The organism is Kluyvera intermedia, from assembly GCF_021440345.1.
Classification (GTDB): Bacteria; Pseudomonadota; Gammaproteobacteria; order Enterobacterales; family Enterobacteriaceae; genus Kluyvera; species Kluyvera intermedia_A.
This window is the reverse complement of the sequence record NZ_JAKCNS010000039.1, coordinates 98,315-123,385: the sequence shown is the minus strand read 5'-3', so window position 1 is coordinate 123,385 and position 25,071 is coordinate 98,315. Positions and strand designations below refer to the sequence as shown.

Annotated in this window: 23 protein-coding genes; 10 read left to right on the top strand and 13 right to left on the bottom strand. The window is 53.2% G+C overall.

The window, feature by feature from the left end; all coding sequences use genetic code 11:
* The 7 genes from ftsQ (at nt 1) to mutT (ending at nt 8,308) form a co-directional block, all read left to right on the top strand.
* Entirely contained in the window at nt 1-828 is an 828-nt protein-coding gene (ftsQ, locus tag LZ634_RS12075) for a cell division protein FtsQ (RefSeq protein ID WP_234505294.1), read from the top strand.
* A 2-nt stretch (nt 829-830) separates the two neighbouring features.
* Nucleotides 831-2,093 (top strand): cell division protein FtsA, encoded by a 1,263-nt coding sequence (gene ftsA, locus LZ634_RS12070; RefSeq protein ID WP_062771949.1) that lies wholly within the window; start codon nt 831-833, stop codon nt 2,091-2,093.
* Nucleotides 2,094-2,155: 62 nt separating this feature from the next.
* A complete protein-coding gene (gene ftsZ, locus LZ634_RS12065; RefSeq protein WP_052283033.1) occupies nt 2,156-3,307 on the top strand; it encodes a cell division protein FtsZ in 1,152 nt (383 codons plus the stop codon).
* A 100-nt stretch (nt 3,308-3,407) separates the two neighbouring features.
* Nucleotides 3,408-4,325: a UDP-3-O-acyl-N-acetylglucosamine deacetylase gene (gene lpxC / locus LZ634_RS12060; protein ID WP_234505293.1), complete on the top strand. Its 918-nt coding sequence runs from the start codon at nt 3,408-3,410 to the stop codon at nt 4,323-4,325.
* A gap of 261 nt (nt 4,326-4,586) precedes the next feature.
* Nucleotides 4,587-5,090: a secA translation cis-regulator SecM gene (gene secM, locus LZ634_RS12055; protein WP_234505292.1), complete on the top strand. Its 504-nt coding sequence runs from the start codon at nt 4,587-4,589 to the stop codon at nt 5,088-5,090.
* A 64-nt stretch (nt 5,091-5,154) separates the two neighbouring features.
* Nucleotides 5,155-7,860: a preprotein translocase subunit SecA gene (gene secA / locus LZ634_RS12050; protein WP_234505291.1), complete on the top strand. Its 2,706-nt coding sequence runs from the start codon at nt 5,155-5,157 to the stop codon at nt 7,858-7,860.
* Nucleotides 7,861-7,918: 58 nt separating this feature from the next.
* Nucleotides 7,919-8,308, top strand: coding sequence for an 8-oxo-dGTP diphosphatase MutT (mutT, locus tag LZ634_RS12045; RefSeq protein WP_234505290.1), 390 nt, complete (start codon nt 7,919-7,921; stop codon nt 8,306-8,308).
* A 73-nt stretch (nt 8,309-8,381) separates the two neighbouring features.
* On the opposite strand, the gene yacG is transcribed toward mutT, so the two are convergent.
* Genes yacG through coaE form a run of 3 tightly spaced genes read right to left on the bottom strand, consistent with a single transcriptional unit; the run spans nt 8,382 to nt 9,949 of the window.
* Nucleotides 8,382-8,576, bottom strand: coding sequence for a DNA gyrase inhibitor YacG (gene yacG, locus LZ634_RS12040; protein ID WP_234505289.1), 195 nt, complete (start codon nt 8,574-8,576; stop codon nt 8,382-8,384).
* A gap of 9 nt (nt 8,577-8,585) precedes the next feature.
* The gene (zapD, locus tag LZ634_RS12035) at nt 8,586-9,329 is read right to left on the bottom strand and encodes a cell division protein ZapD (RefSeq protein WP_234505288.1); all 744 of its coding nucleotides are present in this window, start codon (nt 9,327-9,329) and stop codon (nt 8,586-8,588) included.
* Complete coding sequence (gene coaE, locus LZ634_RS12030; protein ID WP_234505287.1) at nt 9,329-9,949, bottom strand: dephospho-CoA kinase; 621 nt, start codon at nt 9,947-9,949, stop codon at nt 9,329-9,331. The genes zapD and coaE overlap by 1 nt, the downstream gene beginning before the upstream one ends.
* A 225-nt stretch (nt 9,950-10,174) precedes the next feature.
* Between coaE and LZ634_RS12025 the strand changes: the two genes are divergently transcribed.
* On the top strand, nt 10,175-11,218 hold the full coding sequence (locus LZ634_RS12025) for a GMP reductase (protein ID WP_234505278.1): 1,044 nt from the start codon (nt 10,175-10,177) through the stop codon (nt 11,216-11,218).
* 35 nt (nt 11,219-11,253) lie between these two features.
* Here the strand turns inward: LZ634_RS12025 and hofC are convergent, their stop codons facing one another.
* From hofC to nadC, 4 genes are all read right to left on the bottom strand, one after another.
* The gene (gene hofC, locus LZ634_RS12020; protein WP_234505275.1) at nt 11,254-12,453 is read right to left on the bottom strand and encodes a protein transport protein HofC; all 1,200 of its coding nucleotides are present in this window, start codon (nt 12,451-12,453) and stop codon (nt 11,254-11,256) included.
* Entirely contained in the window at nt 12,446-13,831 is a 1,386-nt protein-coding gene (gene gspE, locus LZ634_RS12015) for a type II secretion system protein GspE (protein WP_234505271.1), read from the bottom strand. Before gspE ends, hofC begins: the two co-directional genes overlap by 8 nt.
* 15 nt (nt 13,832-13,846) lie before the next feature.
* A complete protein-coding gene (gene ppdD, locus LZ634_RS12010; RefSeq protein WP_234505268.1) occupies nt 13,847-14,284 on the bottom strand; it encodes a prepilin peptidase-dependent pilin in 438 nt (145 codons plus the stop codon).
* A 183-nt stretch (nt 14,285-14,467) separates the two neighbouring features.
* Nucleotides 14,468-15,361 carry a carboxylating nicotinate-nucleotide diphosphorylase gene (gene nadC, locus LZ634_RS12005; RefSeq protein ID WP_234505264.1) on the bottom strand — a complete coding sequence of 298 codons (894 nt, stop codon included), beginning with the start codon at nt 15,359-15,361 and terminating at the stop codon, nt 14,468-14,470.
* Nucleotides 15,362-15,567: 206 nt separating this feature from the next.
* On the opposite strand from nadC, the gene ampD reads away from it, so the two are divergent.
* Together ampD and ampE are read left to right on the top strand one after the other, a co-directional pair.
* Nucleotides 15,568-16,137: a 1,6-anhydro-N-acetylmuramyl-L-alanine amidase AmpD gene (ampD, locus tag LZ634_RS12000; RefSeq protein ID WP_414467737.1), complete on the top strand. Its 570-nt coding sequence runs from the start codon at nt 15,568-15,570 to the stop codon at nt 16,135-16,137.
* Complete coding sequence (gene ampE / locus LZ634_RS11995; RefSeq protein ID WP_234505262.1) at nt 16,134-16,988, top strand: beta-lactamase regulator AmpE; 855 nt, start codon at nt 16,134-16,136, stop codon at nt 16,986-16,988. The genes ampD and ampE overlap by 4 nt, the downstream gene beginning before the upstream one ends.
* Nucleotides 16,989-17,026: 38 nt before the next feature.
* Here the strand turns inward: ampE and LZ634_RS11990 are convergent, their stop codons facing one another.
* The 6 genes from LZ634_RS11990 to aroP form a co-directional block, all read right to left on the bottom strand.
* The gene (locus tag LZ634_RS11990; protein ID WP_234505260.1) at nt 17,027-17,977 is read right to left on the bottom strand and encodes a family 43 glycosylhydrolase; all 951 of its coding nucleotides are present in this window, start codon (nt 17,975-17,977) and stop codon (nt 17,027-17,029) included.
* On the bottom strand, nt 17,977-19,386 hold the full coding sequence (locus LZ634_RS11985) for a glycoside-pentoside-hexuronide (GPH):cation symporter (RefSeq protein WP_234505258.1): 1,410 nt from the start codon (nt 19,384-19,386) through the stop codon (nt 17,977-17,979). Before LZ634_RS11985 ends, LZ634_RS11990 begins: the two co-directional genes overlap by 1 nt.
* A 166-nt stretch (nt 19,387-19,552) precedes the next feature.
* Complete coding sequence (locus LZ634_RS11980) at nt 19,553-20,920, bottom strand: PTS transporter subunit EIIC (RefSeq protein WP_234505256.1); 1,368 nt, start codon at nt 20,918-20,920, stop codon at nt 19,553-19,555.
* Between the two features lie 41 nt (nt 20,921-20,961).
* On the bottom strand, nt 20,962-22,032 hold the full coding sequence (locus LZ634_RS11975) for an SIS domain-containing protein (protein ID WP_234505254.1): 1,071 nt from the start codon (nt 22,030-22,032) through the stop codon (nt 20,962-20,964).
* A gap of 142 nt (nt 22,033-22,174) precedes the next feature.
* A complete protein-coding gene (locus LZ634_RS11970) occupies nt 22,175-23,215 on the bottom strand; it encodes a LacI family DNA-binding transcriptional regulator (RefSeq protein WP_234505252.1) in 1,041 nt (346 codons plus the stop codon).
* Nucleotides 23,216-23,320: 105 nt separating this feature from the next.
* Nucleotides 23,321-24,691, bottom strand: coding sequence for an aromatic amino acid transporter AroP (gene aroP / locus LZ634_RS11965; RefSeq protein ID WP_234505248.1), 1,371 nt, complete (start codon nt 24,689-24,691; stop codon nt 23,321-23,323).
* Nucleotides 24,692-25,071 lie beyond the last annotated feature (380 nt).

Sequence of the window (25,071 nt, the reverse complement as noted above, 5' to 3'; positions counted from 1 at the left end):
ATGTCGCAGGCTGCGCTGAATACGCGGAACCGTGAAGAAGAGGAGTACGCCTCTTCACGGCGCAATAATGGAACACAGCTGGTGGGTATCGTTTTCCTGCTGGCCGTGTTGTGTACCGTGTTTGTTAGCGGCTGGGTAGTGCTGGGCTGGATGGAAGATGCGCAACGTTTGCCTATCTCTAAACTGGTGGTAACGGGCGATCGTCATTACACGCGTAACGATGATATCCGTCAGTCCATTCTGGCACTGGGATCGCCGGGAACCTTTATGACTCAGGACGTGAACATCGTTCAGAGCCAGATTGAACGTCTGCCGTGGATTAAACAGGCAAGCGTAAGAAAGCAGTGGCCGGACGAATTGAAGATTCATCTGGTTGAATATGTGCCCATTGCGCGTTGGAATGATCAGCACATGGTGGACGCAGAAGGCACGGCCTTTAGCGTACCGGCGGATCGCGCCAACAAGCAAAATTTACCTATGCTCTATGGCCCTGAAGGTAGTGCAAGCGAAGTTTTACAGGGTTATCACGACATGGGGGCGGTGCTCGCGAAAGGGAAATTCTCGTTGAAGGTTGCGGCGATGACCGCGCGCCGTTCATGGCAGTTGACGCTTGATAACGGTATCAAGCTGAATCTGGGACGGGGCGATACGATGAAGCGGCTGGCGCGTTTTATGGAACTGTATCCAGTTCTTTTGCAGCAGGCGCAAACAGAGGGTAATCGGATTAGCTATGTTGATTTGCGTTATGACTCAGGGGCGGCAGTAGGCTGGGAACCTGCACCTGCGGCGGACACCAATCAACAACAGAATCAGGCACAGGCAGAATAACAATGATCAAGGCGACGGACAGAAAACTGGTAGTTGGACTGGAGATTGGCACTGCAAAAGTAGCCGCTTTAGTAGGGGAAGTTCTGCCCGACGGAGTGATTAATATCATTGGGGTCGGCAGTTGCCCATCCCGGGGTATGGACAAAGGCGGTGTGAACGACCTTGAGTCGGTAGTGAAATGTGTACAGCGCGCTATCGACCAGGCCGAACTAATGGCGGATTGCCAGATCTCTTCTGTGTATCTGGCGCTTTCCGGTAAGCACATTAGCTGTCAAAATGAGATAGGAATGGTGCCTATCTCAGAAGAAGAGGTCACGCTGGAGGATGTTGAGAACGTGGTGCACACGGCGAAGTCAGTTCGCGTACGTGATGAGCATCGTGTTTTGCACGTCATTCCGCAGGAATACGCCATTGATTACCAGGAAGGGATCAAAAACCCGGTAGGCTTGTCCGGCGTGCGCATGCAGGCCAAGGTACATTTGATTACCTGCCACAACGATATGGCAAAAAACATTGTCAAAGCGGTTGAACGTTGTGGTATGAAGGTTGATCAGCTGATTTTCGCCGGGCTGGCGTCCAGTTATTCTGTATTGACGGAAGACGAACGTGAGCTGGGTGTCTGCGTCGTGGATATCGGTGGCGGTACAATGGATATCGCGGTATACACCGGCGGCGCGCTGCGTCACACCAAAGTGATCCCTTATGCAGGGAACGTGGTGACGAGCGATATCGCTTACGCCTTCGGTACGCCGCCAAGCGACGCCGAAGCGATTAAAGTGCGCCACGGCTGCGCATTAGGCTCCATTGTGGGCAAAGATGAGAGCGTTGAAGTGCCAAGCGTGGGTGGACGTCCACCGCGTAGCCTGCAGCGCCAGACATTGGCAGAGGTTATTGAGCCGCGTTATACCGAGCTTTTGAACCTCGTCAATGAAGAGATTTTACAGTTACAAGAGCAACTGCGTCAGCAAGGGGTGAAACACCACCTGGCGGCGGGGATTGTATTGACCGGTGGCGCGGCGCAAATTGAAGGGTTAGCTGCCTGCGCACAGCGCGTGTTCCATACGCAGGTTCGTATCGGTGCACCGCTGAACATTACTGGTCTGACGGACTATGCCCAGGAGCCGTATTATTCAACGGCGGTGGGCCTGCTGCACTACGGGAAAGAATCCCATTTAAGTGGTGAAGCAGAAGTAGAAAAGCGCGTAACCGCATCGGTTGGATCGTGGATCAAACGACTGAATAGCTGGTTACGGAAAGAGTTTTAATTTTTAAAGAGACCGGGGCAGGTTAGTGGTCTCAGGCGACAGGCACAAAACGGAGAGAAACTATGTTTGAACCTATGGAACTGACCAACGACGCGGTGATTAAAGTCATCGGCGTCGGTGGCGGCGGCGGTAATGCCGTTGAACACATGGTGCGCGAACGCATTGAAGGTGTTGAGTTTTTTGCAGTTAACACCGATGCGCAGGCACTGCGTAAAACGGCCGTTGGCCAGACTATCCAGATTGGTAACGGTATTACCAAAGGTCTGGGTGCTGGGGCTAACCCGGAAGTAGGCCGCAACGCGGCTGACGAAGACCGTGAAGCGCTGCGCGCGGCACTGGAAGGTGCAGATATGGTCTTCATCGCAGCAGGCATGGGTGGCGGTACCGGTACCGGTGCGGCGCCAGTGGTTGCTGAAGTGGCTAAAGATTTAGGTATTCTGACCGTTGCTGTCGTGACTAAGCCTTTCAACTTTGAAGGCAAGAAGCGTATGGCATTTGCTGAGCAGGGTATCACCGAGCTGTCCAAACATGTGGATTCGCTGATCACCATTCCTAACGACAAGCTGCTGAAAGTGCTGGGTCGTGGTATTTCGCTGCTCGACGCATTTGGCGCGGCGAACGACGTGCTGAAAGGCGCGGTGCAGGGTATCGCCGAACTGATCACCCGTCCTGGCCTGATGAACGTCGACTTCGCGGACGTACGTACCGTGATGTCCGAAATGGGCTATGCGATGATGGGCTCCGGCATTGCGAGCGGTGAAGACCGTGCAGAAGAAGCGGCTGAAATGGCTATCTCTTCTCCGCTGCTGGAAGATATCGACCTGTCCGGCGCTCGCGGCGTTCTGGTCAACATTACCGCGGGCTTCGACCTGCGTCTGGATGAGTTCGAAACCGTCGGCAACACCATCCGTGCGTTTGCATCGGATAACGCGACCGTGGTTATCGGCACTTCCCTTGACCCGGATATGAACGACGAGCTGCGCGTGACCGTTGTTGCGACCGGTATTGGCATGGACAAACGTCCAGAGATTACCCTTGTTGCTAACAAACAGGCGCAACAGCCGGTGCTGGATCGCTATCAGCAGCACGGTATGGCACCGTTGACGCAAGAGCAGAAACCGGCCGCTAAAGTGGTAAACGACAATACGGCGCAGACCACCAAAGAACCGGATTATCTGGATATCCCAGCGTTCCTGCGTAAGCAAGCTGATTAAGAATTAGCTGGAATTAGGGAATCTGCGCTCTTTGTGCTAAACTGGCCCGCCGAATGTATAGTACACTTCGGTTGGATAGTTAATTTGGCGAGATTATACGATGATCAAACAAAGGACACTTAAACGTATCGTTCAGGCGACTGGCGTCGGTTTACATACCGGCAAAAAGGTCACACTGACGCTACGCCCTGCGCCGGCAAATACCGGGGTCATCTATCGTCGCACCGACTTGAATCCACCGGTAGATTTTCCGGCCGATGCCAAATCTGTGCGTGATACAATGCTCTGTACTTGTCTGGTCAACGAGCATGACGTGCGGATTTCGACCGTAGAGCACCTTAATGCCGCGCTGGCGGGTCTGGGTATCGACAACATTGTTATTGAAGTTGATGCACCGGAAATCCCGATCATGGACGGTAGTGCTGCGCCATTCGTTTATCTGCTGATGGATGCTGGCATTGATGAACTGAACTGCGCGAAGAAATTCGTCCGTATTAAAGACACCGTTCGTGTTGAAGATGGCGATAAATGGGCTGAATTCAAACCGTACAATGGTTTTTCGTTGGACTTTACCATCGACTTTAACCATCCGGCGATTGATGCAAGCACCCAGCGTTATGCGATGAACTTCTCCGCAGACGCCTTTATGCGCCAGATCAGCCGTGCACGTACTTTCGGTTTCATGCGTGATATCGAATATCTGCAGTCCCGCGGCCTGTGCCTGGGCGGCAGCTTCGATTGTGCCATCGTTGTTGACGATTATCGCGTACTGAACGAAGACGGCCTGCGTTTTGAAGATGAATTCGTTCGTCACAAAATGCTGGATGCTATCGGTGACTTGTTCATGTGTGGTCACAACATTATTGGTGCATTTACCGCGTTTAAATCCGGTCATGCGCTGAATAACAAACTTCTGCAGGCGGTCCTGGCAAAACAGGAAGCCTGGGAATATGTGACCTTCGAAGACGACGCAGAACTGCCGCTGGCGTTCAAAGCACCGACAATGGTTCTGGCGTAAGCCTGACCATTACGTAAATTCGACTGGCAACCTGGCACTCTCTCCGGTCAGGGAACCAGTCGTTTTTTCTTTTTGCCCTCATCCTTTTTCCTATTCTGCCATCGGTGTCTCTGAAAAGATCACACTCCTGCGCAACCGCTGATTTCTTGAACCATTTTTCGCTGATGATTTCGTCATTACTGCTGCTGTAGTGCTGCATTAATGGTAATATCTGGGCGCTAAAATAGAATAATGACAATAAAACCGAAGGTGGAACATTACGTGAGTGGAATGCTGACGCGCTGGCGACAGTTTGGTAGACGCTACTTCTGGCCGCATCTCCTATTGGGGATGGTTGCTGCTGGATTTGGTCTGCCTGCACTTGCGAATAATACCGAGCCCGCTTCGCCTGCCCGCACGACGTCGAGCAATCACAGTCCGTCGCAGAAAATTGATTTCACCCAGCTGGCTCGGCTGGAAAATAATCGTCGTCCGTCTTTTAACGTCGATTATTGGCATCAACATGCCATCCGCACGGTTATTCGCCACCTCTCTTTTGCCATGGTGCCGACCGCGCTGCCGGTTGCGGAAACTGCATCGCCGCTGCAGGCGCAGCATCTGGCGTTACTTGATTCGCTAAATGCGTTACTTAACGTAGAAAGCCAGCCGTCGCTTGTCATTGCACAGGCTGCGGTGTTGCCCGCTTTACCTCCTTTAGTTTTTAACATTCCTTCCTGGATAAGCCAGGCGCATGGGATCCGCGCCGGGCCGCAGCGCCTCGTCTGAAAATAACCGTTTTTATTCTTTTATTTTTCTGACTCCGAAATGTCGGGGCGTTTGAGATTTTATTATGTTAATCAAATTATTGACCAAAGTTTTTGGCAGTCGTAACGACCGTACTCTGCGTCGTATGCGCAAAGCTGTCACCCTCATCAACTCGATGGAACCGGAGATGGAAAAACTCTCCGATGACGAGCTAAAAGCCAAAACCAACGAATTCCGCGCGCGCATTGAAAAAGGCGAAAGCGTAGAAAGCCTGATTCCAGAAGCATTCGCCGTAGTGCGTGAAGCGAGTAAGCGTGTGTTCGGCATGCGTCACTTCGACGTGCAGTTACTGGGTGGTATGGTTCTGAACGACCGCTGCATCGCAGAAATGCGTACTGGTGAAGGTAAAACTCTGACCGCAACGCTGCCGGCTTACCTGAATGCGCTGTCCGGTAAGGGCGTGCACGTCGTTACCGTCAACGACTATCTGGCGCAGCGTGACGCCGAAAACAACCGCCCGCTGTTTGAATTCCTTGGCATGACCGTCGGCATCAACATGTCCGGCCAGCCGGCTCCTGCGAAGCGCGAAGCCTACAACGCAGATATCACCTACGGTACCAACAACGAGTACGGCTTTGACTACCTGCGCGACAACATGGCGTTTAGCCCTGAAGAGCGCGTTCAGCGTAAACTGCACTATGCGTTGGTGGATGAGGTCGACTCCATCCTGATCGATGAAGCACGTACTCCGCTGATCATTTCCGGCCCAGCTGAAGACAGCTCGGAAATGTATAAAAAAGTGAACAAAATCATCCCGCATCTGGTTCGCCAGGAAAAAGAAGACTCTGACACCTTCCAGGGTGAAGGCCACTTCTCCGTGGATGAAAAAGCGCGCCAGGTCAACATCACCGAGCGCGGTCTGGTACTGGTAGAAGAATTGCTGGTCAAAGAAGGCATCATGGAAGAGGGCGAGTCTCTGTACTCCCCAGCTAACATCATGCTGATGCACCATGTAACCGCTGCGTTGCGCGCGCACGTGCTTTTCACCCGTGACGTTGACTACATCGTTAAAGATGGCGAAGTAATTATCGTCGATGAGCACACCGGTCGTACCATGCAGGGGCGTCGCTGGTCTGACGGTCTGCACCAGGCGGTTGAAGCCAAAGAAGGCGTGGACATTCAGAACGAAAACCAGACTCTGGCATCGATAACCTTCCAGAACTACTTCCGTCTGTACGAAAAACTGGCGGGGATGACTGGTACTGCTGATACCGAAGCATTCGAATTTAGCTCAATCTACAAACTGGATACCGTCGTTGTTCCAACGAACCGCCCAATGATCCGTAAAGATATGCCGGATCTGGTCTACATGACCGAAGCGGAAAAAATTCAGGCGATCATCGAAGATATCAGAGAACGTACCGCTAACGGCCAGCCGGTTCTGGTCGGTACTATCTCTATTGAGAAATCCGAAGTGGTTTCCAATGAACTGGTTAAGGCGGGTATCAAACATAACGTACTGAACGCTAAATTCCACGCCAGCGAAGCGGATATCGTTGCGCAAGCGGGCTATCCAGCCGCAGTTACCATCGCCACCAACATGGCGGGTCGTGGTACCGATATTATGCTCGGTGGTAGCTGGCAGGCAGAAGTCGCTCAGCTTGAAGATCCAACGCCGGAGCAAATCGCGCAGATCAAAGCTGACTGGCAGGTGCGTCATGATGCCGTGCTGGCGGCAGGCGGCTTGCACATCATTGGTACTGAGCGTCACGAATCTCGTCGTATCGATAACCAGCTGCGTGGTCGTTCCGGTCGTCAGGGGGATGCGGGTTCTTCCCGTTTCTACCTGTCTATGGAAGATGCTCTGATGCGTATCTTTGCCTCTGACCGTGTGTCCGGCATGATGCGTAAACTGGGGATGAAACCCGGTGAAGCTATCGAACACCCATGGGTGACGAAGGCCATTGCGAACGCCCAGCGTAAAGTGGAAAGCCGTAACTTCGATATTCGTAAGCAGCTGCTGGAATATGATGATGTTGCTAATGACCAGCGCCGCGCTATCTATACTCAGCGTAACGAACTACTCGATGTATCCGACGTTAGCGAAACCATCAACAGCATCCGTGAAGATGTGTTTAAAGCCACTATCGATGCGCATATTCCTCCACAGTCGCTGGAAGAAATGTGGGATATTCCTGGCCTGCAGGAACGCCTGAAAAACGATTTCGATCTGGAACTGCCAATCTCCGAATGGCTGGATAAAGAGCCGGAGCTGCATGAAGAAACGCTGCGTGAGCGTATTCTGGAAAGCGCGATTGAAGTCTACAAGCGCAAAGAAGAAGTTGTCGGCACCGAGATGATGCGTCACTTCGAAAAAGGCGTGATGCTGCAGACCCTCGACTCCCTGTGGAAAGAGCACCTGGCGGCGATGGATTACCTGCGTCAGGGTATCCACCTGCGTGGCTACGCGCAGAAAGATCCTAAGCAGGAGTACAAACGTGAGTCCTTCGCGATGTTTGCCTCAATGCTGGAATCGCTGAAATATGAAGTGATCAGCACCCTGAGCAAAGTTCAGGTTCGTATGCCGGAAGAAGTGGAAGAGATGGAACAGCAGCGCCGCCAGGAAGCTGAGCGTCTGGCGCAGATGCAGCAGCTGAGCCATCAGAGCGATGACGCTGTTGCTGCACAGGATCTGGCTGCGCAAACCGGTGAGCGCAAAGTGGGACGTAACGATCCATGCCCATGCGGTTCCGGTAAAAAATTCAAACAGTGCCATGGCCGCCTGAGCTAAGGACAAATAAGAAGACAAAAGGCGCAGATTACTGCGCCTTTTTTATGGGTGAAACAATATGAAAAAACTGCAAATTTCCGTCGGCATCATTCGCAACGCGGCTGGTGAAATCTATATCACCCAGCGCGCTGCCGACGCACACATGGCGAACAAGTGGGAGTTTCCCGGCGGTAAGATTGAAGCGGATGAATCGGCTGAACAAGCGGTGATTCGTGAACTGCAGGAAGAGGTGGGGATTGCCGTTAGGTCATTGCAGCAGTTTGATAAGCTGGAGTATCAATTCCCCGATCGCCATATCACTCTGTGGTTCTGGCTGGTTGACGGTTGGGATGGTGAACCGTGGGGTAAAGAAGGGCAGCCTGGCCGTTGGGTTGCGCAACAGAATTTAGTCGTCGATGAGTTTCCACCGGCCAATGCGCCGATCATCGAAAAGCTAATTGCCGGTTAATGTCACACCGATAAAAGCATAAAGCCGACGCCGGGAAGATCCCCGCGTCGGCTTTATTCAAACAAGCGACCGACTATTGTTGTTCTTCGCTCCAGCCATCGCTGTCGGAGAGATCGCCGCTGCTTGGGATCCGTTTCTCTTCAGCCGCCCATTCGCCGAGGTCAATCAGCTGGCAGCGTTTGGAGCAAAATGGGCGATATGGGCTTTGCTCGTTCCAGATAACCGGTTTGTTGCAGGTTGGACAATTTACCGTCATTACGTCAGACATCATCGCTCCTTAGCAGCATGCCAGTTCAAAATCGAGGCGCTCAGGTACGCTACCGTGCTCGCTATCCAGCGGCATAAAGCGGATGGCAAAGCGGCTCTTGTGACCAGAGATTTGCGGATACAGCTGCGATACCAGTTCCAGCTTCAAACGTAACAGATCGGCATCATCGCCGTTGTCCTGATAGAAACCGTTCAGGCTGGTTTGTTTACGGAACTGCGCGGAATTACGCACCAGATCGAGAATGAGTGCCAGCGCCTGATTGAGTGGCTCGAGGCTTGCCAGCCAGGATTCCACCAGCGTATCGCGCTGGCTCTGCTTGGCGTGCAGCCACATATGCAGAGTCGGTAAATCGAAGCTGCAGCAGCCGCCTGGAATGCTCAGACGCTGGCGCACCAGCGCAATCAGGCGGTCTTCACGTAAGAATTGCCCGATACGTGGCGCAGCCATCAGGATACTGCTGCTGTTTTTTAACTGTTGGCGCAATGCGTCAATGCGGCTCAGATCGACGCCAGGAACTTCGCTCCATGCGTTGAGTTTTCGCTGCTGGCGTTCCAGCTCTTTGAGGAGTTCAGTGCGGATATCCCCGCGCTCGAACACATCCAGTAACTCCCCAACGTTACGAAAAAAATGCAGTGCGCTGGCGTGATCCCTGATAGGTAAATTGGCATTCATTTGCTCTGTCAGAAATTCAATACGCAGCCAGGTACGCATTTTTTCATTCAAGGGATGTTCAAAAAGGATGTGGGTGTGCATTACGATTTTTCCTGTGATACAGCCTGCGCAGCGAGCTGAAGATAGCGCGCGTGCAGGCGAGCGACATCCGATGCAATTGCATCTGGTGTGCCGTTGTTATTAATAATGTCATCAGCTACTGCCAGACGCTCTTCACGCGTGGCCTGGGCTGCAAGAATATTTTCCGCATGCTCTCGCGACACCTGGTCGCGTTGCATGGTTCGATGAAGCTGGGTCTCGCGCGTGACATCGACAACCAGTACGCGATCGGCCCGGTGATAGAGCTTATTTTCTACCAGCAATGGTACAACCCAGAGCACATAGGGCGAGGTGGCCTGCTGGAACTGGCGCTGTGTTTCTTGCTGAATAAGGGGATGCAGGAGGGCGTTTAACCAGGTTTTGTCATCAGGGTGAGCAAAAATATGTTCACGTAAAACCCGGCGATTAAGAGCGCCTTCTGGAGTCAGCATGTGGGAGCCAAAATATTCTGCTATCGCGGCAAGCGCTGGCGTACCTGGTTCGACGACCTGGCGGGCGAGAATATCGGCATCAATAACGTTAATTCCCAGGCGAAAAAATGCATCTGCGACCGTGCTCTTACCGCTGCCGATGCCGCCCGTTAACGCTACTGTGTAAGTCATACCGCTTTGCCCTGAGTTTTTAGTATGAAAATCATTTGGTTAAGAATCTATCAACCTGCAACGAGGGTGTTGATGTTGCACGGCACTATTCGCCAGGTAAATTTATGGGATTGTAGCTTAAAAAAAGTGAAATTCGCAGTCTTGCGAAGCCCTGATTAGTGCGTATGATTGCATTACTGGAGTTGTGCTCTCAATTTAATTGCCATTAACCCCAGGAATCCGCACATGCGTATCGAAGAAGATCTGAAGTTAGGTTTCAAAGACGTTCTTATCCGCCCTAAACGCTCTACTCTTAAAAGCCGTTCCGACGTTGAACTGGAACGCGACTTCACCTTTAAACATTCTGGACAACGTTGGTCAGGCGTACCGATTATCGCTGCGAACATGGATTCCGTGGGCACCTTCCAGATGGCAAAAGTACTTTCCTCTTTTGGTATTCTGACCGCTGTTCACAAACACTACACCGTTGAAGAGTGGAAAACCTTCGTGCAGACCGAGTCTGCGGATGTGCTAAAGCATGTCATGGTTTCTACCGGTACCTCCGATGCTGATTTTGAAAAAACGCAGCAGATCCTCAAACTGAACCCGGCGCTGACTTTTATCTGTATCGATGTGGCGAATGGCTACTCCGAGCATTTCGTCCAGTTCGTGGCTAAAGCGCGCGAAGCCTGGCCAACTAAAACCATCTGTGCGGGTAACGTTGTGACCGGCGAGATGTGTGAAGAACTGATTCTCTCCGGTGCCGATATCGTTAAAGTCGGTATTGGTCCTGGTTCTGTTTGTACTACCCGTGTGAAAACCGGGGTCGGCTATCCTCAGCTTTCTGCCGTTATCGAGTGTGCTGATGCCGCGCACGGCCTGGGCGGTCAGATTGTCAGCGATGGCGGCTGCACCATGCCAGGCGACGTGGCAAAAGCGTTCGGCGGCGGTGCAGATTTCGTCATGCTGGGCGGTATGCTGGCAGGCCACGATGAGAGCGGCGGTAAGCTGGTTGAAGAGAACGGTGAGAAATTTATGCTGTTCTACGGTATGAGCTCCGAATCAGCGATGAACCGTCATGTTGGCGGCGTTGCACAGTATCGTGCTGCGGAAGGTAAAACCGTTAAGTTGCCACTGCGTGGACCGGTGGAATACACTGCACGCGATATCCTTGGCGGCCTGCGTTCAGCGTGTACCTATGTTGGGGCATCGCGTCTGAAAGAGTTGACCAAGCGCACGACCTTTATCCGGGTACAGGAACAAGAGAACCGCGTGTTCAACAGCCTGTAATCTTTAGAATTTACGCTGGCGTAAACGCGCCAGCGTTATCCCATCCCGCTGATGGCATCTCCCAGATGAAAAATGGGCAGGTACATCGCCACGACTAACGTACCAATAATTAATCCCGTCACAATCAGCAATGCGGGCTCCAGCAGCGACGTCATGTTCTCCGCCAGGTTTTGTGCGTTTTCATCATGGTGGCGCGCTAGATTCTCCAGCATTTCATCCAGTGCCCCTGATGCCTCCCCGGTTCTCACTAACTGTAAACAGAGCGGCGTAAACACCTGACTTTTCTCCATGGCTTGCCATATAGCATTGCCCTGAGCGATATCCTGGTGAAGCTGACTGATAATCTCGCGCCACCACGGGCAGGTGAGCGTCTCTTCAACCGTTTCCAGCCCCTGTAAAAAAGCGATGCCTGCTCGCTGGGTCAGTGCCAGCACGGTAAAAATTTGGGTAAGTTTTTGCCCGCGAGCCAGTTTCCCCATTATGGGTAGCGCCAGCAGTATTCGCTGGCGGACGCGCTGCCAGGGAGGATGGTTTTTCAATACCGCACTTAAGATAACGGGAAGCAGCGGCAGCGTGAGCAGCACTATGAACCACTGTTCGACGAAGGCTGCCATTGCCATCACGGCGAGAGTCAGCGCGGGTAGTGGAGTGTTAAAGGTTCGATATATCGCAGTGAACTCCGGCAGGACAAATCCTGTCATGGCCATCACCACCAGCATGGCGAGAGACAGAATAATGATCGGATAGCGCAGCGCTTTCTTAACCTTTGCGGCCAGCAGTAGCTGTGCTTTTTGCTGGCGGACGAGCTCAAGGCAACACTGCTCAAGCTTACCGGTAATTTCGCCAGTGCGAATCATTGCAAGATACAGCGGTGGAAAGGCCTGTGGCCATTGTTGTAACCCTTCCGACAGTGATACTCCCTGCGCCAGCCGATTGGCTAGCACCATCAGTAAGGCCCGCCACTGGGCAATCGGATGCTGCTGAGCCAGAAGCGTCAGGCTGTCTGACAGCGTAAGACCGGCCTGTAGCAACGTTGCTAGCTGGCTGATGACCATACAGCTATGCTGCGTTTGCCATAGTGAGCTATTGACGCTACGACGCTTTAGCGCTACCACGGTAATTCGCTGTTGTTGCAGTTCTGTCAGCACTGCTGGGCGATGGCTGGCCCAGATTGCGCCGTTTAGCTTCTCTCCGTTGGCATTCAGCCCTTGCCAGTGCCAGAGATGTTCACGCATCCTGGGGTATCCCGAGGACGCGGAGTAGTTCTTCCTGGGTCGTAAGCCCTTGCTCGACAGCAAGGCAACCACTTTCAAATAAAGTGCTCATTCCTTCTTGTCTGGCGTGGAGCATCATTTCGCTCGGGTTGGCGCCGTGAGCAATTGATTGGCGCAGCGCTGGCGTCAGCGGAAGAACCTCAAACAGGGCGAGTCGCCCCTGGTAGCCATGGTAACAGTGTTGGCATCCCGCTGCCGTCCAGTGCGGAAGCGGGCGTGGCCACAGCGAAAGCGGTAACGGATGGCTGCCATGAGCCTCGGTACGGCAGTGGGGGCAGAGTTTTCGCACCAGCCGCTGAGCCACCACCATCAGCAGCGCTGAGGAGACCATCCAGCGGGCAACGCCCATTTGCTCAAGTCTCACCAGCGTTTCGACCGTGGAGTTGGTGTGCAGGGTCGAGAGCACCAGATGCCCCGTTTGCGCTGCTTTAATCGCAATCTCGGCAGTTTCGCTATCGCGGATTTCGCCCACCATCACAATGTCCGGGTCTTGTCGTAATAAAGAACGCAATACGCTCTGAAAGGTCAGCCCTGCTCTGAGGCTCACCTGGGTTTGATTAAGACCATCAAGCGGGATCTCGACGGGGTCTTCAACGCTGCAAATATTCACATCGTTGCTATTGCGGCTTTGTAGTGCGCTGTAAAGCGTGACCGTTTTGCCACTGCCCGTTGGTCCCGTGACCAGTATCAGTCCCTGCGGGTGATTGAGCGCCGACTGGAACTGCGTGAGTGCTTCCGGAGACATCCCCAGGCGCTGGAGATCCAGCGCCTGCTCGACTTTATGTAGCAGACGCAGGACCACTTTCTCACCATAGCGGCAGGGGAGTGTGGCGATTCGAAAGGAGAGGGGCGTATCGTTCACTTCCACCGTAAATTGCCCGTCCTGTGGCAGGCGGCGTTCGGCAATATCCAGACTCCCCAGCACCTTTAATCTGGCAATCAGCGGATTCATCAGCAGTAGTGAAACGGTAGACAGCGTGTGTAATACGCCGTCTACCCGCAGCCGGATGCGCAGGTTGTGTTCCGTGGGCTCAAAGTGGATGTCGGATGCACGTTGTAACAGAGCTTGCTTAAATAGCTGGTTTAGCAAGCCCACCGGATTATGGCTGTCTTCATGGATGATAGGCTGGCTAGCGCTGGTGATGGTTTGCAGATATTTATCCATTCTATTTTGATCCCAGCACTCGATATCCACCCGTTTTTGTGTGGTAAAGCGCAGTGAGTTCATGAGCTCACCCGGTGGTGAGCCGACCACGGCGATGCTCAGTTCATCCGCACCGTTAGACAACAGTACCGCATGGTGTCGCTGGCAAAGCGTGAGCAATTGTTCGTTCTTCATTGGCGGCTCCTTGTTCTATTCAGCGTCAAAACGGAAAACATCTTCACAGGCCTGCTGTAACGCACTGTCGTTTTGAATACCGCAGGTACGCTGCCAGCCGGTTATACCGTTCGCGTTATCCCAGCCGGGTACCAGAGTGACGGTTAACCCATTCAGACTCTCCTGGCCGGTGAGTACGACGGTGCCCTTTGCAATGCTCATGCCTGAGACGTAGCGGGTGGTGGTGGGTGATGGAATGCCGTTGCTGCTGGCGTTGCAGTTATCAATACCACCGCGATCGAGTGCGCATAGTTCAATGGCGGTGCGGTAGGGGACGAAGGTTTGCAGCATATCGGTCAACGCCGCTTTGCGCAGGTAGTTATGATAAGCCGGAATGCCGATGGCGCTGAGAATAGCGATAATGCCGATGACAACCATTAATTCGATGAGGGTAAAGCCTTTTTGTTTATCCATGATCTGCTCCTTGCTGAGTCTGACGCCACTGTGTCAGAGGTCAGAAAGAACGGCGAGGGGCAAAAAGGGATTCAGGAATCGGTATTCCGGAATGAGTCATCCCGTTGCAGCGGTACATAAAAAACGGGAAGCAGACGCGAAAAAAATGCCCTCCAGAGGGAGGGCATGAGACGAGATTCAGATTTAGCGGAAACGCATCGAGAGGTCGAGCGCGCGAACATGTTTGGTGAGCGCCCCGACGGAGATAAAGTCGACGCCGGTTTCGGCGAATTCGCGCAGGGTGTCGATGGTGACGTTACCGGAGACTTCCAGCTGCGCCTGGCCGCGGGTGATTTTCACCGCTTCACGCATCTGCTCGGTGTCGAAGTTGTCGAGCATGATGATATCCGCGCCAGCTTTCAGTGCTTCTTCTAGCTCTTTCAGGCTCTCGACTTCCACCTCCACCGGCACATCAGGATGCAGCCAGAAGGCTTTTTCCACCGCCTGACGCACGGAACCAGAGGCAATAATGTGGTTTTCTTTAATCAGGAAAGCGTCAGAAAGCCCCAGACGGTGGTTTGCGCCACCGCCGCACAGCACGGCATATTTCAGCGCGGTGCGTAGGCCTGGTAGCGTTTTACGGGTGTCCAGCAACTGGGTATGCGTGCCTTCCAGTAGATTGACATATTTGCGCACTTCGCTGGCCACGCCGGAGAGGGTTTGCACAAAATTCAATGCGGTACGTTCACCGGTTAACAGCACGCGGGATGGACCGAGAATTTCAAATAGCGGCTGATTAGCGGTAACAGCATCACCGTCAGCGACGTGCCAGGTGAGGGCCACATCATCACCGGCCAGTTGAATAAAGACTTCTTCAACCCAACGTTTACCGCAAAACACGCCATCTTCGCGAGTGATCACCACCGCATGCGAGTGGCTGTTTTCCGGCAAGAGTTGTGCGGTAATATCGTTATGCGCATCAACTTCGCCTCCCAGATCTTCACGCAGCGCTTGGGCTACGGCATTGGGGATATCGAGGTTGATACGTTCTAGCAGCGCGTCACGTCGATGGTCTGGGTTATAGCGGCGAGGCGGCATGATTAAGCTCCAAAATGGTAACGATGCGAAAGATTGAAACATGCTACTCTGAACCGACTAGCATAACCACTCATAAGGAGATCCCTAATGCCGTTTGACCGGCGATCTTTTAGGTGGTCTCAGCCGTGGTTATGTTCGTTTACCTCAGCCGCGTATCTATGTATGTGCCTGAGGATCATCTCCTTTTCTGACGTGATGAAACTGAAATGACTTTGAGTATAGATAAGGGCTGGCTGGTGGGCGTTCGGCAGGTGCCGTCACCTCATTACGATTGCCGCCCGGAGAATGAAACCCCTTCACTGCTGGTTGTGCATAATATTAGTCTGCCGCCGGGCCAGTTTGGCGGTCCGTGGATAGACGCGCTGTTTACCGGTACGCTTGATCCTGATGCCGACCCTTTCTTTGCTGAGATTGCCCATCTGCGCGTTTCCGCCCACTGCTTGATTCGCCGCGACGGTGAGATAGTCCAGTACGTACCTTTTGATAAACGCGCCTGGCATGCGGGTGTGTCGAGCTATCAAGGGCGTGAGCGCTGCAATGATTTCTCCATCGGTATTGAGCTGGAAGGCACCGATACGCTGGCCTATACCGATGCGCAGTATCAGCAGTTGGCGGCATTAAGCCAGCTGTTAATGAGCGAATATCCGGCGATTGCCGACAACATGACCGGTCACTGTGATATCGCGCCCGTGCGCAAAACCGATCCCGGCCCGGCTTTTGACTGGGCTCGTTTTCGTGCGCTGGTCACCCCCTCGTCAAATAAGGAGATGACATGACGTTGTTTACCACGCTTCTGGTGCTGTTTGCTGAACGCCTGTTTAAACTCGGCGAGCACTGGCAGCTTGACCATCGGCTGGAGACGCTGTTTCGGCGCGTGAAGCACTACTCGCTTGCCGGTACCCTGGTGATGACCATTGTCGCGATGGCGATAGTGGGCATTATTCAGCGGGCGTTGAGCGGCGTGTTATTTAACGTGCCGTCGCTGATTTTCTGGATTCTACTGGGGCTGTTGTGCATCGGTGCGGGCCGCGTTCGTCTGCATTATCACGCCTATCTGAAAGCGGCCTCACGTAACGATGTCCATGCGCGCGAAGCCATGGCAGGTGAGCTGACGATGATCCACGGCGTACCCGCAGGCTGCGACGAGCGTGAGTTTTTGCGTGAACTGCAAAATGCGCTGCTGTGGATAAACTACCGCTTTTACCTCGCGCCGCTGTTCTGGTTTGTGGTCGGCGGTTCTTGGGGGCCGGTGGCGCTGATGGGGTATGCTTTCCTGCGCGCCTGGCAGTCGTGGCTTGCGCGCTATCAGACGCCGCATCACCGTTTACAGTCGGGTATCGATGCCATTTTACATATTGTGGACTGGGTGCCGGTACGTCTGGTAGGCGTGGTGTATGCGCTGATTGGTCACGGTGAGAAGGCGCTTCCGGCGTGGTTTGCTTCGCTGGGCGACCGCCATACTTCACAGTATCAGGTGCTGACGACGCTGGCGCAGTATTCGCTGGTCCGTGAACCGCACGTAGATAAAGTCGAGACGCCAAAAGCCGCAGTTTCGATGGCGAAGAAGACGTCCTATGCGGTGGTGGTCGTCATGGCTCTGCTGACCATTTACGGGACGCTGGTGTAGTTTTTCGGCCCGGTGTGCAGTGCCACCGGGCCAGTTATTTACAGCGTATCCGCCGGTGGTATGCCGAAGTCCGGCATGCCATCTTCCTGCCAGCGCACTGTTTTCAAACGTGTATGACGATTCGGGTCGTACAACGGGTCGCCCTCAATTTCCGTATAGTTTCTTGCGTGATACACCAGCACGTCATCGCCGTCCGGCGTTTGCGTAAAGCTGTTGTGCCCCGGCCCATACTGGCGGTTTTCATAGCTGGTGGTGAATACCGGCGTCGGGGATTTATGCCAGTTTGCGGAGTCGGTCATATCGGCGTCTTGGTCTATCCATAGCAGCCCCATACAGTAGTTTTCATCGGTCGCGCTGGCGGAATAGCTGATGAATAAGCGGTTGCCGTGTGTGACGACGGCGGGCCCTTCATTCACCAGGAAACCCCGGCATTCCCAATCAAACTCCGGTTTACTCAGCATCACCGGCTTGCCTTTAATCGTCCACGGATTCTCAAGCTCGGCCAGATAGATGTTGGAGTTACCGGCAATATCAGGGGACTTCTGCGCCCACAGATACCACTGTTTTCCCTGATGATGGAAGGTAGTGGCATCAAGACAGAAGGTATCAAACGGCGTCTTTATCTGGCCTTTTTCGACCCACGTCCCGGTTAACGGATCGGCATCGCGGCACTCTAGCGCAAACATACGGTGCTGGAACATACCCAGCGCATCCAGCGTCTGGGTATGGGCGGCGGCAAAGTAGATATACCATTTGCCGTCGATATGGTGCAGTTCCGGTGCCCAGATAAGATTCCCCATCGGGCCGCCATCCGGTTTACGCCAGACGACAACGGGCTCTGCGCTACGCAGACCGTCGATATCGGCGGCGCGGCGAATCTCCAGCCGGTCGTATTCCGGTACGGAGGCGATAAAGTAGTACTCTCCCTGGTGGCGCAGAATAAACGGGTCGGCGCGCTGTTCAATAAAGGGGTTGGGCCAATTCTTCATCAGGCTTTCCTTACGTGTTCAGTCGATTGCAGTTCTTGCTGGTATTCATTCAGCTCGCGATAGTTGGCGCGGCGTTTTTCGAGGTCTTCCTGAATTTGTTTCATCAATGTACGGTCAACTTTCAGTAGACGCACCACCCCTGCGGTGATCAGATAGCCTACGCCAGGGATGATAGTGAACAGCAGCACGATACCGTTGATGGTGGTTTCGCTTTGCGCTTTGGCACCCGCATCGTAGCCGTACCAGGAGAGCAGGAAGCCGACCATCGCCCCGGCGACAGCGAGGCCCACTTTCAGGAAGAACAGGTTACCGGAGAAGCTGATCCCGGTGATGCGTTTGCCGGTTTTCCATTCGCCGTAGTCGTCGACGTCGGCCATCAAAGACCAGTGCAGTGGCGATGGGATCTGATGCAGTACGTTCAGCAGGAAGTAGAGCACCACAATCAGCGTCGTTGCGTGTGGGTCGAAGAAGTAGAATGCCACCGAGAAAATGGCCAGCGCGATGTTGGTCCAGAAGAAGACCTGCAGCTTACACCAGCGGTCGGTCAGAACTTTCGCCAGCATACTGCCAATCATCATGCCGATAACACCAAGGCTGATAAAGAGGGTCGCGAAGTGGGTGCTTTCGCCCATCACCCAGGTTACGTAGTACATGGTTGCGGCCATACGGATAAAGCCCGGGCAGACGTTGCATAAGGTGAGCAGCAGGATGCGCACCCACTGGTCGTTTTTCCAGACGTCTTTTAAATCCTGTTTGAGTTCATCGTTGGTTTGCACCGCCGGGCGTACGCGTTCACGCACGGTGGCAAAGCAGAACAGGAACATACACATGCCAATAAACGCCAGCACGGTCATCGCCATCTGATAGCCTTTGGCTTTATCTTCCCCGCCGAACCAGTCGGCCATCGGCAGCAGCGTCAGTGACAGCAACAGAGTGGCAATACCCACCAGTACGAAGCGGTAGGACTGGCAGGCTACGCGCTCTTTCGGGTCGTTAGTGATAACGCTACCGAGAGAGCAGTAGGGAATGTTGATCGCGGTATAGGTAATGGATAGCAAGAAATAGGTCACGAAAGCATAGATAACTTTGCTGCTATAGCTCCAATCAGGCGTGGTGAACATCAGCACGCTGAACAGGGCATAGGGGAAGGCTATCCACAATAACCATGGACGAAAACGACCATACTTACTGCGGGTACGGTCCGCCATGGCCCCCATAATTGGATCGGTAACGGCATCAATAACGCGAATAGATAACAACAGCACGCCAACCAGTGCTGGCGCTAAACCAAAAATATCGGTGTAAAAATAGTTAACGAACAGCATGATAGCGCCGAAGATGATGTTGCATCCTGCATCACCCATGCCATAGCCAATCTTCTCTTTTACTGACAGTTTGCTTGCGTTCATCGCCAGATCTCTCTTGGGGTATATGGAGAGGATTATTGGCTGTGAAATGGAAAAATGCGTAGCAGGATAACGTTGTTGATATGGATAAAATTGCTGCTATAGGGAAAGTGTGAAGCAGGTAACAGGCATGGTAGCGGTTTAAATCCGCTACCATTTGTGGGCGGGATTAACGCAGATCGGCGGCGGGCACCAGCACGCGCGTTTTACCGTAGATAATCGTGAGGATCATTGGCACGCTAAAGGCGACGATAATCGCGAACACCTCATAGATAGCTTTTGATTCCGGGCCGCTGAACAGCCCCAGCTCGAAGACGTTGAGTACCGGCAGGAAGCTGTAGGTTTTGACCTCCAGCAGCCCGGTAATCGCGCCGCCCAGTGCGGCACCAATACAGCCGAAGATAAACAGCATCCGGTATTTAAGGTTAACGCCGTACAGCGCGGGCTCGGTGATACCAAAGAAAGCGGAGATCGATGCCGAAATTGCCAGCTGTTTATCCTTGAGATTACGGGCGATAAAGATGGCGCCAAAGGCGGCACCAAACTGCCCCATGACAGCGGACATAAGCATCGCCATCACCGTGTCGTAGCCGTTTACCTGCATATTAATTAAGGCAATTGGGATTATGCCCCAATGAACGCCAAAGACGACGAACAGCTGGCCAATCCCCGCCAGTAATGCACCGGAGAGCATTGGGCTCAGGTTATACAGCCAGGTGTAGCCGTTAGCTATGCCGATACCTACGTAGTCGGCAATAGGGCCTATCACGGTGAACACCACAAACCCGCTGATAATCAGCGACAGGCATGGCACGAAGACCAGTGCGGCAATCTCCGGCACCCACTTCTTACACCAGCGTTCGACGTAGCTCAGGAACCACACCGCAAAGATAGCTGGGATCACCGCGCCGCCATAAATTTTCAGCGGGAAAGCAAGATTGAAGATCTCAACGTGGTCTGGAGTGGCTGCATCGGTCAGCGGGAAGATCATCGCGGCGGTCAGCGCCAGCGCTGTGAAGCGACTGGTTTTAAAGCGGTCGGCGGCGGTGACGGCGATAAACAGCGGCAGCATGACAAACACGCCGCTGGAAAGGGCGTTAAACACCACAAACAGCCAGGATTTGGTTGAGATAAGTTCCAGTGTTTGCAGCAGGACGACAAGCCCTTTGACCACCCCGACACCGGCCAGCACGCCAATATATGGGGTGAAAATGGCGGACAGCGTTGCCAGCAGACGGTTAAAGAGGGATGCATCCTGCACCTGAATTTCGGCGCTCTCCTGCGCTGCGGGCAGCAGCTCGCTTAATGCGGCAAAGATTTTTTCGACCTTTGGGCCGATTACTATCTGAAACTGGCTGCCGTTGTTGACCAGTTTTACCACCTCAGAAATCTCGTACAGCCCCTTTTCATCAATCCGCGTATCGTCTTTTAAATTCAGGCGTAATCGCGTCGCGCAGTGATTTGCGTGGTCGATATTTTCCTTGCCACCCACGGCGGCGAGGATTTTTTGTGCAACGGCTAAGTATTGAGTCGCCATAACGAGGCACCTTTATTTGTAGGTAGGGTACAGGCAGTGGATCAGGCGTAATCGCCGGGTTTTGTTTTACTTTTTACTGCGACGCCAAAGTCGGTGAAAATCCTCTGTGGCAGGTTGTTTCCCTTCGCTTCGGCGATATGGTGCGCGAGGATCTGGAAGGGAATCACCATCAGTAGCGGCAGTACGGTTTCTGGTGTTTTCACGTTCAGCGCCAGGGTGTGCGGGTCGTTACTGGCTTCCGGCGTGACGGTATAGACGTATTGGGTGTGGCGCTGTTCATACTGGCGCAACAGCGTCAGTCGTTCGCGAGCCACGCTTGGCACGTCGAGGAAGAACAGGCGATGCTGCGGGTTAATTTCAAAGTACGGCCCGTGCATAAAGACTTCCATCTCAATGCCCTGCGAAGGCACGCGCACCGTCTCGGTAAATTTGGTTGCCATCTCCATGCATACGCCGATAGCCGGGCCGTAGCCGATGCTGGTGAAGCGCGGGGAGGCAGTCAGTTCGGCCTGCCAACGGCTGAAGAAGGTTTCAGTGCTGTCGATGATTGAGCTAATGGCGTTAACGGCTTCACGAAGAACAGTGAGTTCCTGCTGCTCACGCGCGTCGTCAATGGCGTTCACCGCGCGGGCGTGGCGCAAACCCATCAGCATCAAGGTCAGAATGGTCGCCACGTAGCCTTTGGTCACGTAGCCCACTCGTTCCTCGCCGATATCCAGCAAAACGAAGTGGTCAGCGGTTTTGGCCAGCTCGCTCTGCGGCTTGCTGGTTAGGCCCACGGTTTGCAGCGGGAAGCGCTTTTTCAGTGTCTCCAGCGCGTGCAGCGTAGAGGTACTCTCTCCGCTCTGGGAGACCGCAATCACCGTTTTGATCTCCGGATTATGTTTTTCAAAATGCTGATAGTGGAAAGGCTCGGCAAGCGTCAGGCGCACCGCGGAAAGGCTCTCGATATAGTATTTCGCGCTGACGGCGGCGTTAGCACTGGAGCCTGTCGCCAGGACCAGCCATTCGCTGTCGTCGTCGATAGCCGGCACATTTTGCGGGTAGTTATCCAGAATCCGGGCAAGGGTCGCCTGCTCTTCGTGGATATAGGTCATCATAGTGGGTTTCATTGCGGCCTCTCGTGGCTGAAAAACTGAAAACGTTTTCAGTAAAATATTATGAGAGAAAATGGATCGTCAATTTTACGATTTATGATCTGTGATTAAGATCTGAATATTTAGTGTGCAGCTGGCCGCTCGGCCAGCCGGGAGGTTATGCCGATTCGCCAGCGATCAGCAGCGGTGTGATAGGGGTGCTGTCAGGCAGCATGTCCTGCAGAATGGTCATCATCTGTCGGATAACATGTTGACCAATCTCGTTATTTTTATGGTCAATGGTGGTTATCCGTGGAATGAAATACTCGCTGCCGGGGAAGTACTCGCAGCTGGCGACAGCGATATCATCCGGGACCGACAGACCGTTATCTTTCAGCGCGCGGATAGCCCCCATGGCGACGCGGTCGTTAATCGCAAGGATTGCCTGGGGCAGGGCTCGCCCGGATTTCAGCAGTTTTAGCGCCGCTTCATAGCCGTGTTCTGGATAGAAATTAGTCTCGAAGATGGCGGCTGTTTGCTCATCAATTCCGGCATCTTTTAGCGTTTGCAGAAACGTATTAACGCGCTGGCCGGTCATGTAGACGTGCGATGAGCCACCGACAAACGCAATGTCGCGATAGCCTTTTTCCAGCAGATGGCGGGTGATCATCGCCACGCAGTTGACCTGGTCACGTTCAAGACAGGCGTAGTCGTAACGCGCGAGCTTGCGGCCGACCACGATAACCGGCAGCGAGGCGATAAGCTTTTTCAGGCCCTGTAGGTAGCTCTCGGGGACTTTCAGATAGTCGATATTACCGCCGAGAATGATGACGCCATCGAGCTGGCTGTCGATGATGGTATTGAAGATCTGATCTTCGGCAATCACCTGCGTAGAGTGAGCGCGTTTGTTCGCCGATTGGGTATCGAAGAGAATAATTTTGTACCCGGCCTGCAGACAAGCTTTCTCAATTTGTTCAACCAGCGTAGCGAAGTAGGGGTTAGTAATATCGGAGACCACCACGGCAAGCGTCATGCTCTTACGCGAAATCATGCTGCGCGCCATCAGGTTGGGGCTGAAGTGATTTTCGTCGATGACCTTTTGCACTTTGGCCCGGGTTTTATCCGAGACCCAACTGTTGTTGTTGAGTACCCGTGAAACGGTGGCGATAGAGACGTTTGCCAGTTCAGCAATGTCTTTGATAGTGAGGTTTTTTTTCATCAGCCACCCAGGTCCTTTTGTCGACGGTAACGCTGGAATGGTACATCACTTTGGCGGGAGGGTGAACGCTCTGTACCCAGGGCGGGTACAGAGCAGAGATAGAAATTAGTGCGCCTTCACGGTTTTCACATTTTTCTGTTTAAACATGTAACCGATGCCGAGGATAACGATCCAGACCGGAATCAGCCATACGGAGATGGCCATGCCCGGGGTCATCACCATGATGACCAGCACTGCGGCCATAAACACCAGGCAAATCCAGTTACCCAGCGGATAGAACAGCGCTGGGAAGCGGGTGGTGACTCCCTGTTGCTGTTTCGCTTTGCGGAACTTCATATGTGCCAGGCTAATCATTGCCCAGTTAATCACCAGCGCAGAAACCACCAGCGCCATCAGCAGGCCAAACGCGGATTCCGGCGCCAGGTAGTTGATCAATACGCACAGTGCGGTAACAAAAGCTGAGACCAGAATCGTGTTCACCGGCACGCCGCGTTTATCGACGTTCAGTAACGCTTTCGGGGCATTGCCCTGCTGTGCCAGGCCAAACAGCATACGGCTGTTGCAGTATACACAGCTGTTGTAAACGGACAGCGCGGCGGTCAACACCACGATATTCAGCGCGTTAGCCACAAAAGAGTCGCCCAGCTCGTGGAAGATCAATACGAATGGACTGACATCAGCGGTCACACGGGTCCACGGCATCAGAGAGAGCAGTACGGCCAGTGAGCCCACATAGAAAATCAGGATACGGTAGATAACCTGGTTGGTCGCTTTCGGAATACTCTGCTCTGGATTATCCGCTTCTGCCGCAGTGATCCCGACCAGTTCAAGGCCGCCGAAGGAGAACATGATGATAGCCATCATCATGACCAGTCCGGTCCAGCCGTGCGGCAGGAATCCGCCCTGTTCCCACAGGTTACGCACGGTAGCCTGCGGGCCAGCGGTATCGCTGAACAGCAGCCATGCGCCAAACAGAATCATCGCGATAACGGCGATAACTTTGATAATGGCAAACCAGAATTCCATCTCGCCGAACACTTTCACGTTGGTCAGGTTGATGGCGTTAATGGCGATAAAGAAGACGGCTGCCGATGCCCAGGTTGGGATCTCAGGCCACCAGAACTGGATGTATTTACCGACCGCAGTAAGCTCAGCCATGGCAACCAGAACGTACAGTACCCAGTAGTTCCAGCCGGAAGCGAAGCCGGCGAAGTTGCCCCAGTATTTATAAGCGAAGTGGCTAAAGGAGCCTGCTACAGGCTCTTCAACTACCATTTCGCCCAATTGGCGCATAATCATAAAGGCAATAAAACCGGCGATAGCGTAGCCGAGAATAATCCCCGGACCTGCCGACTGAATAACGGAAGCGCTGCCGAGAAACAGGCCCGTGCCGATAGCGCCGCCCAGAGCGATCAGCTGTATATGGCGGTTCTTAAGGCCGCGCTTAAGCTGGGAGCCTTGCTGTTGACCTTCCATTGTGAAACCTCGTGTGTGGTTATTATTGTGACGCTGTTTGCGTATGTACTTAAGAAATTCCGTTTTCTGTATTGTTTTGTTTACGAAAGGCGTTTCTTAAAAAGAGGTAAGAGCTCTTTCGTCATCAGCAGAATAGTGGTAAGCGCGAAGGAATGCACCTGCTTTATGAAGGGATGAAGAGTGGTTGGATAAAAAGACAACAGCTGTCACGCAGGCATGCAAATATTGGATTGAATTAACATTGCATAATAAGTCTAATTAGTGAATTTAAATTCACTTTTGGCGATATTGAAACGCTTCAGTTTGCTTATTTTTGTTTTTATTTGGTTAATTGTACTTCTTTATAGGTAAAGCTGTTTTTTGTGCAAGGTTACAATTCT

Bases quoted from the DNA above. Each gene is read 5' to 3' on its own strand.
- ftsZ (WP_052283033.1), top strand. From the start codon at position 2,156: ATGTTTGAACCTATGGAACTGACCAACGACGCGGTGATTAAAGTCATC.
- LZ634_RS11985 (WP_234505258.1), bottom strand. From the start codon at position 19,386: ATGAACGCAAGCAAACTGTCAGTAAAAGAGAAGATTGGCTATGGCATG.
- aroP (WP_234505248.1), bottom strand. From the start codon at position 24,691: ATGGAAGGTCAACAGCAAGGCTCCCAGCTTAAGCGCGGCCTTAAGAAC.
- gspE (WP_234505271.1), bottom strand. From the start codon at position 13,831: ATGAAGAACGAACAATTGCTCACGCTTTGCCAGCGACACCATGCGGTA.
- ampE (WP_234505262.1), top strand. From the start codon at position 16,134: ATGACGTTGTTTACCACGCTTCTGGTGCTGTTTGCTGAACGCCTGTTT.
- ftsA (WP_062771949.1), top strand. From the start codon at position 831: ATGATCAAGGCGACGGACAGAAAACTGGTAGTTGGACTGGAGATTGGC.
- LZ634_RS11980 (WP_234505256.1), bottom strand. From the start codon at position 20,920: ATGGCGACTCAATACTTAGCCGTTGCACAAAAAATCCTCGCCGCCGTG.
- LZ634_RS11990 (WP_234505260.1), bottom strand. From the start codon at position 17,977: ATGAAGAATTGGCCCAACCCCTTTATTGAACAGCGCGCCGACCCGTTT.
- coaE (WP_234505287.1), bottom strand. From the start codon at position 9,949: ATGACTTACACAGTAGCGTTAACGGGCGGCATCGGCAGCGGTAAGAGC.
- ampD (WP_414467737.1), top strand. From the start codon at position 15,568: ATGACTTTGAGTATAGATAAGGGCTGGCTGGTGGGCGTTCGGCAGGTG.
- yacG (WP_234505289.1), bottom strand. From the start codon at position 8,576: ATGTCTGACGTAATGACGGTAAATTGTCCAACCTGCAACAAACCGGTT.
- lpxC (WP_234505293.1), top strand. From the start codon at position 3,408: ATGATCAAACAAAGGACACTTAAACGTATCGTTCAGGCGACTGGCGTC.
- LZ634_RS11970 (WP_234505252.1), bottom strand. From the start codon at position 23,215: ATGAAAAAAAACCTCACTATCAAAGACATTGCTGAACTGGCAAACGTC.
- nadC (WP_234505264.1), bottom strand. From the start codon at position 15,361: ATGCCGCCTCGCCGCTATAACCCAGACCATCGACGTGACGCGCTGCTA.
- ppdD (WP_234505268.1), bottom strand. From the start codon at position 14,284: ATGGATAAACAAAAAGGCTTTACCCTCATCGAATTAATGGTTGTCATC.
- zapD (WP_234505288.1), bottom strand. From the start codon at position 9,329: ATGCACACCCACATCCTTTTTGAACATCCCTTGAATGAAAAAATGCGT.
- LZ634_RS11975 (WP_234505254.1), bottom strand. From the start codon at position 22,032: ATGAAACCCACTATGATGACCTATATCCACGAAGAGCAGGCGACCCTT.
- ftsQ (WP_234505294.1), top strand. From the start codon at position 1: ATGTCGCAGGCTGCGCTGAATACGCGGAACCGTGAAGAAGAGGAGTAC.
- secA (WP_234505291.1), top strand. From the start codon at position 5,155: ATGTTAATCAAATTATTGACCAAAGTTTTTGGCAGTCGTAACGACCGT.
- hofC (WP_234505275.1), bottom strand. From the start codon at position 12,453: ATGCGTGAACATCTCTGGCACTGGCAAGGGCTGAATGCCAACGGAGAG.
- mutT (WP_234505290.1), top strand. From the start codon at position 7,919: ATGAAAAAACTGCAAATTTCCGTCGGCATCATTCGCAACGCGGCTGGT.
- LZ634_RS12025 (WP_234505278.1), top strand. From the start codon at position 10,175: ATGCGTATCGAAGAAGATCTGAAGTTAGGTTTCAAAGACGTTCTTATC.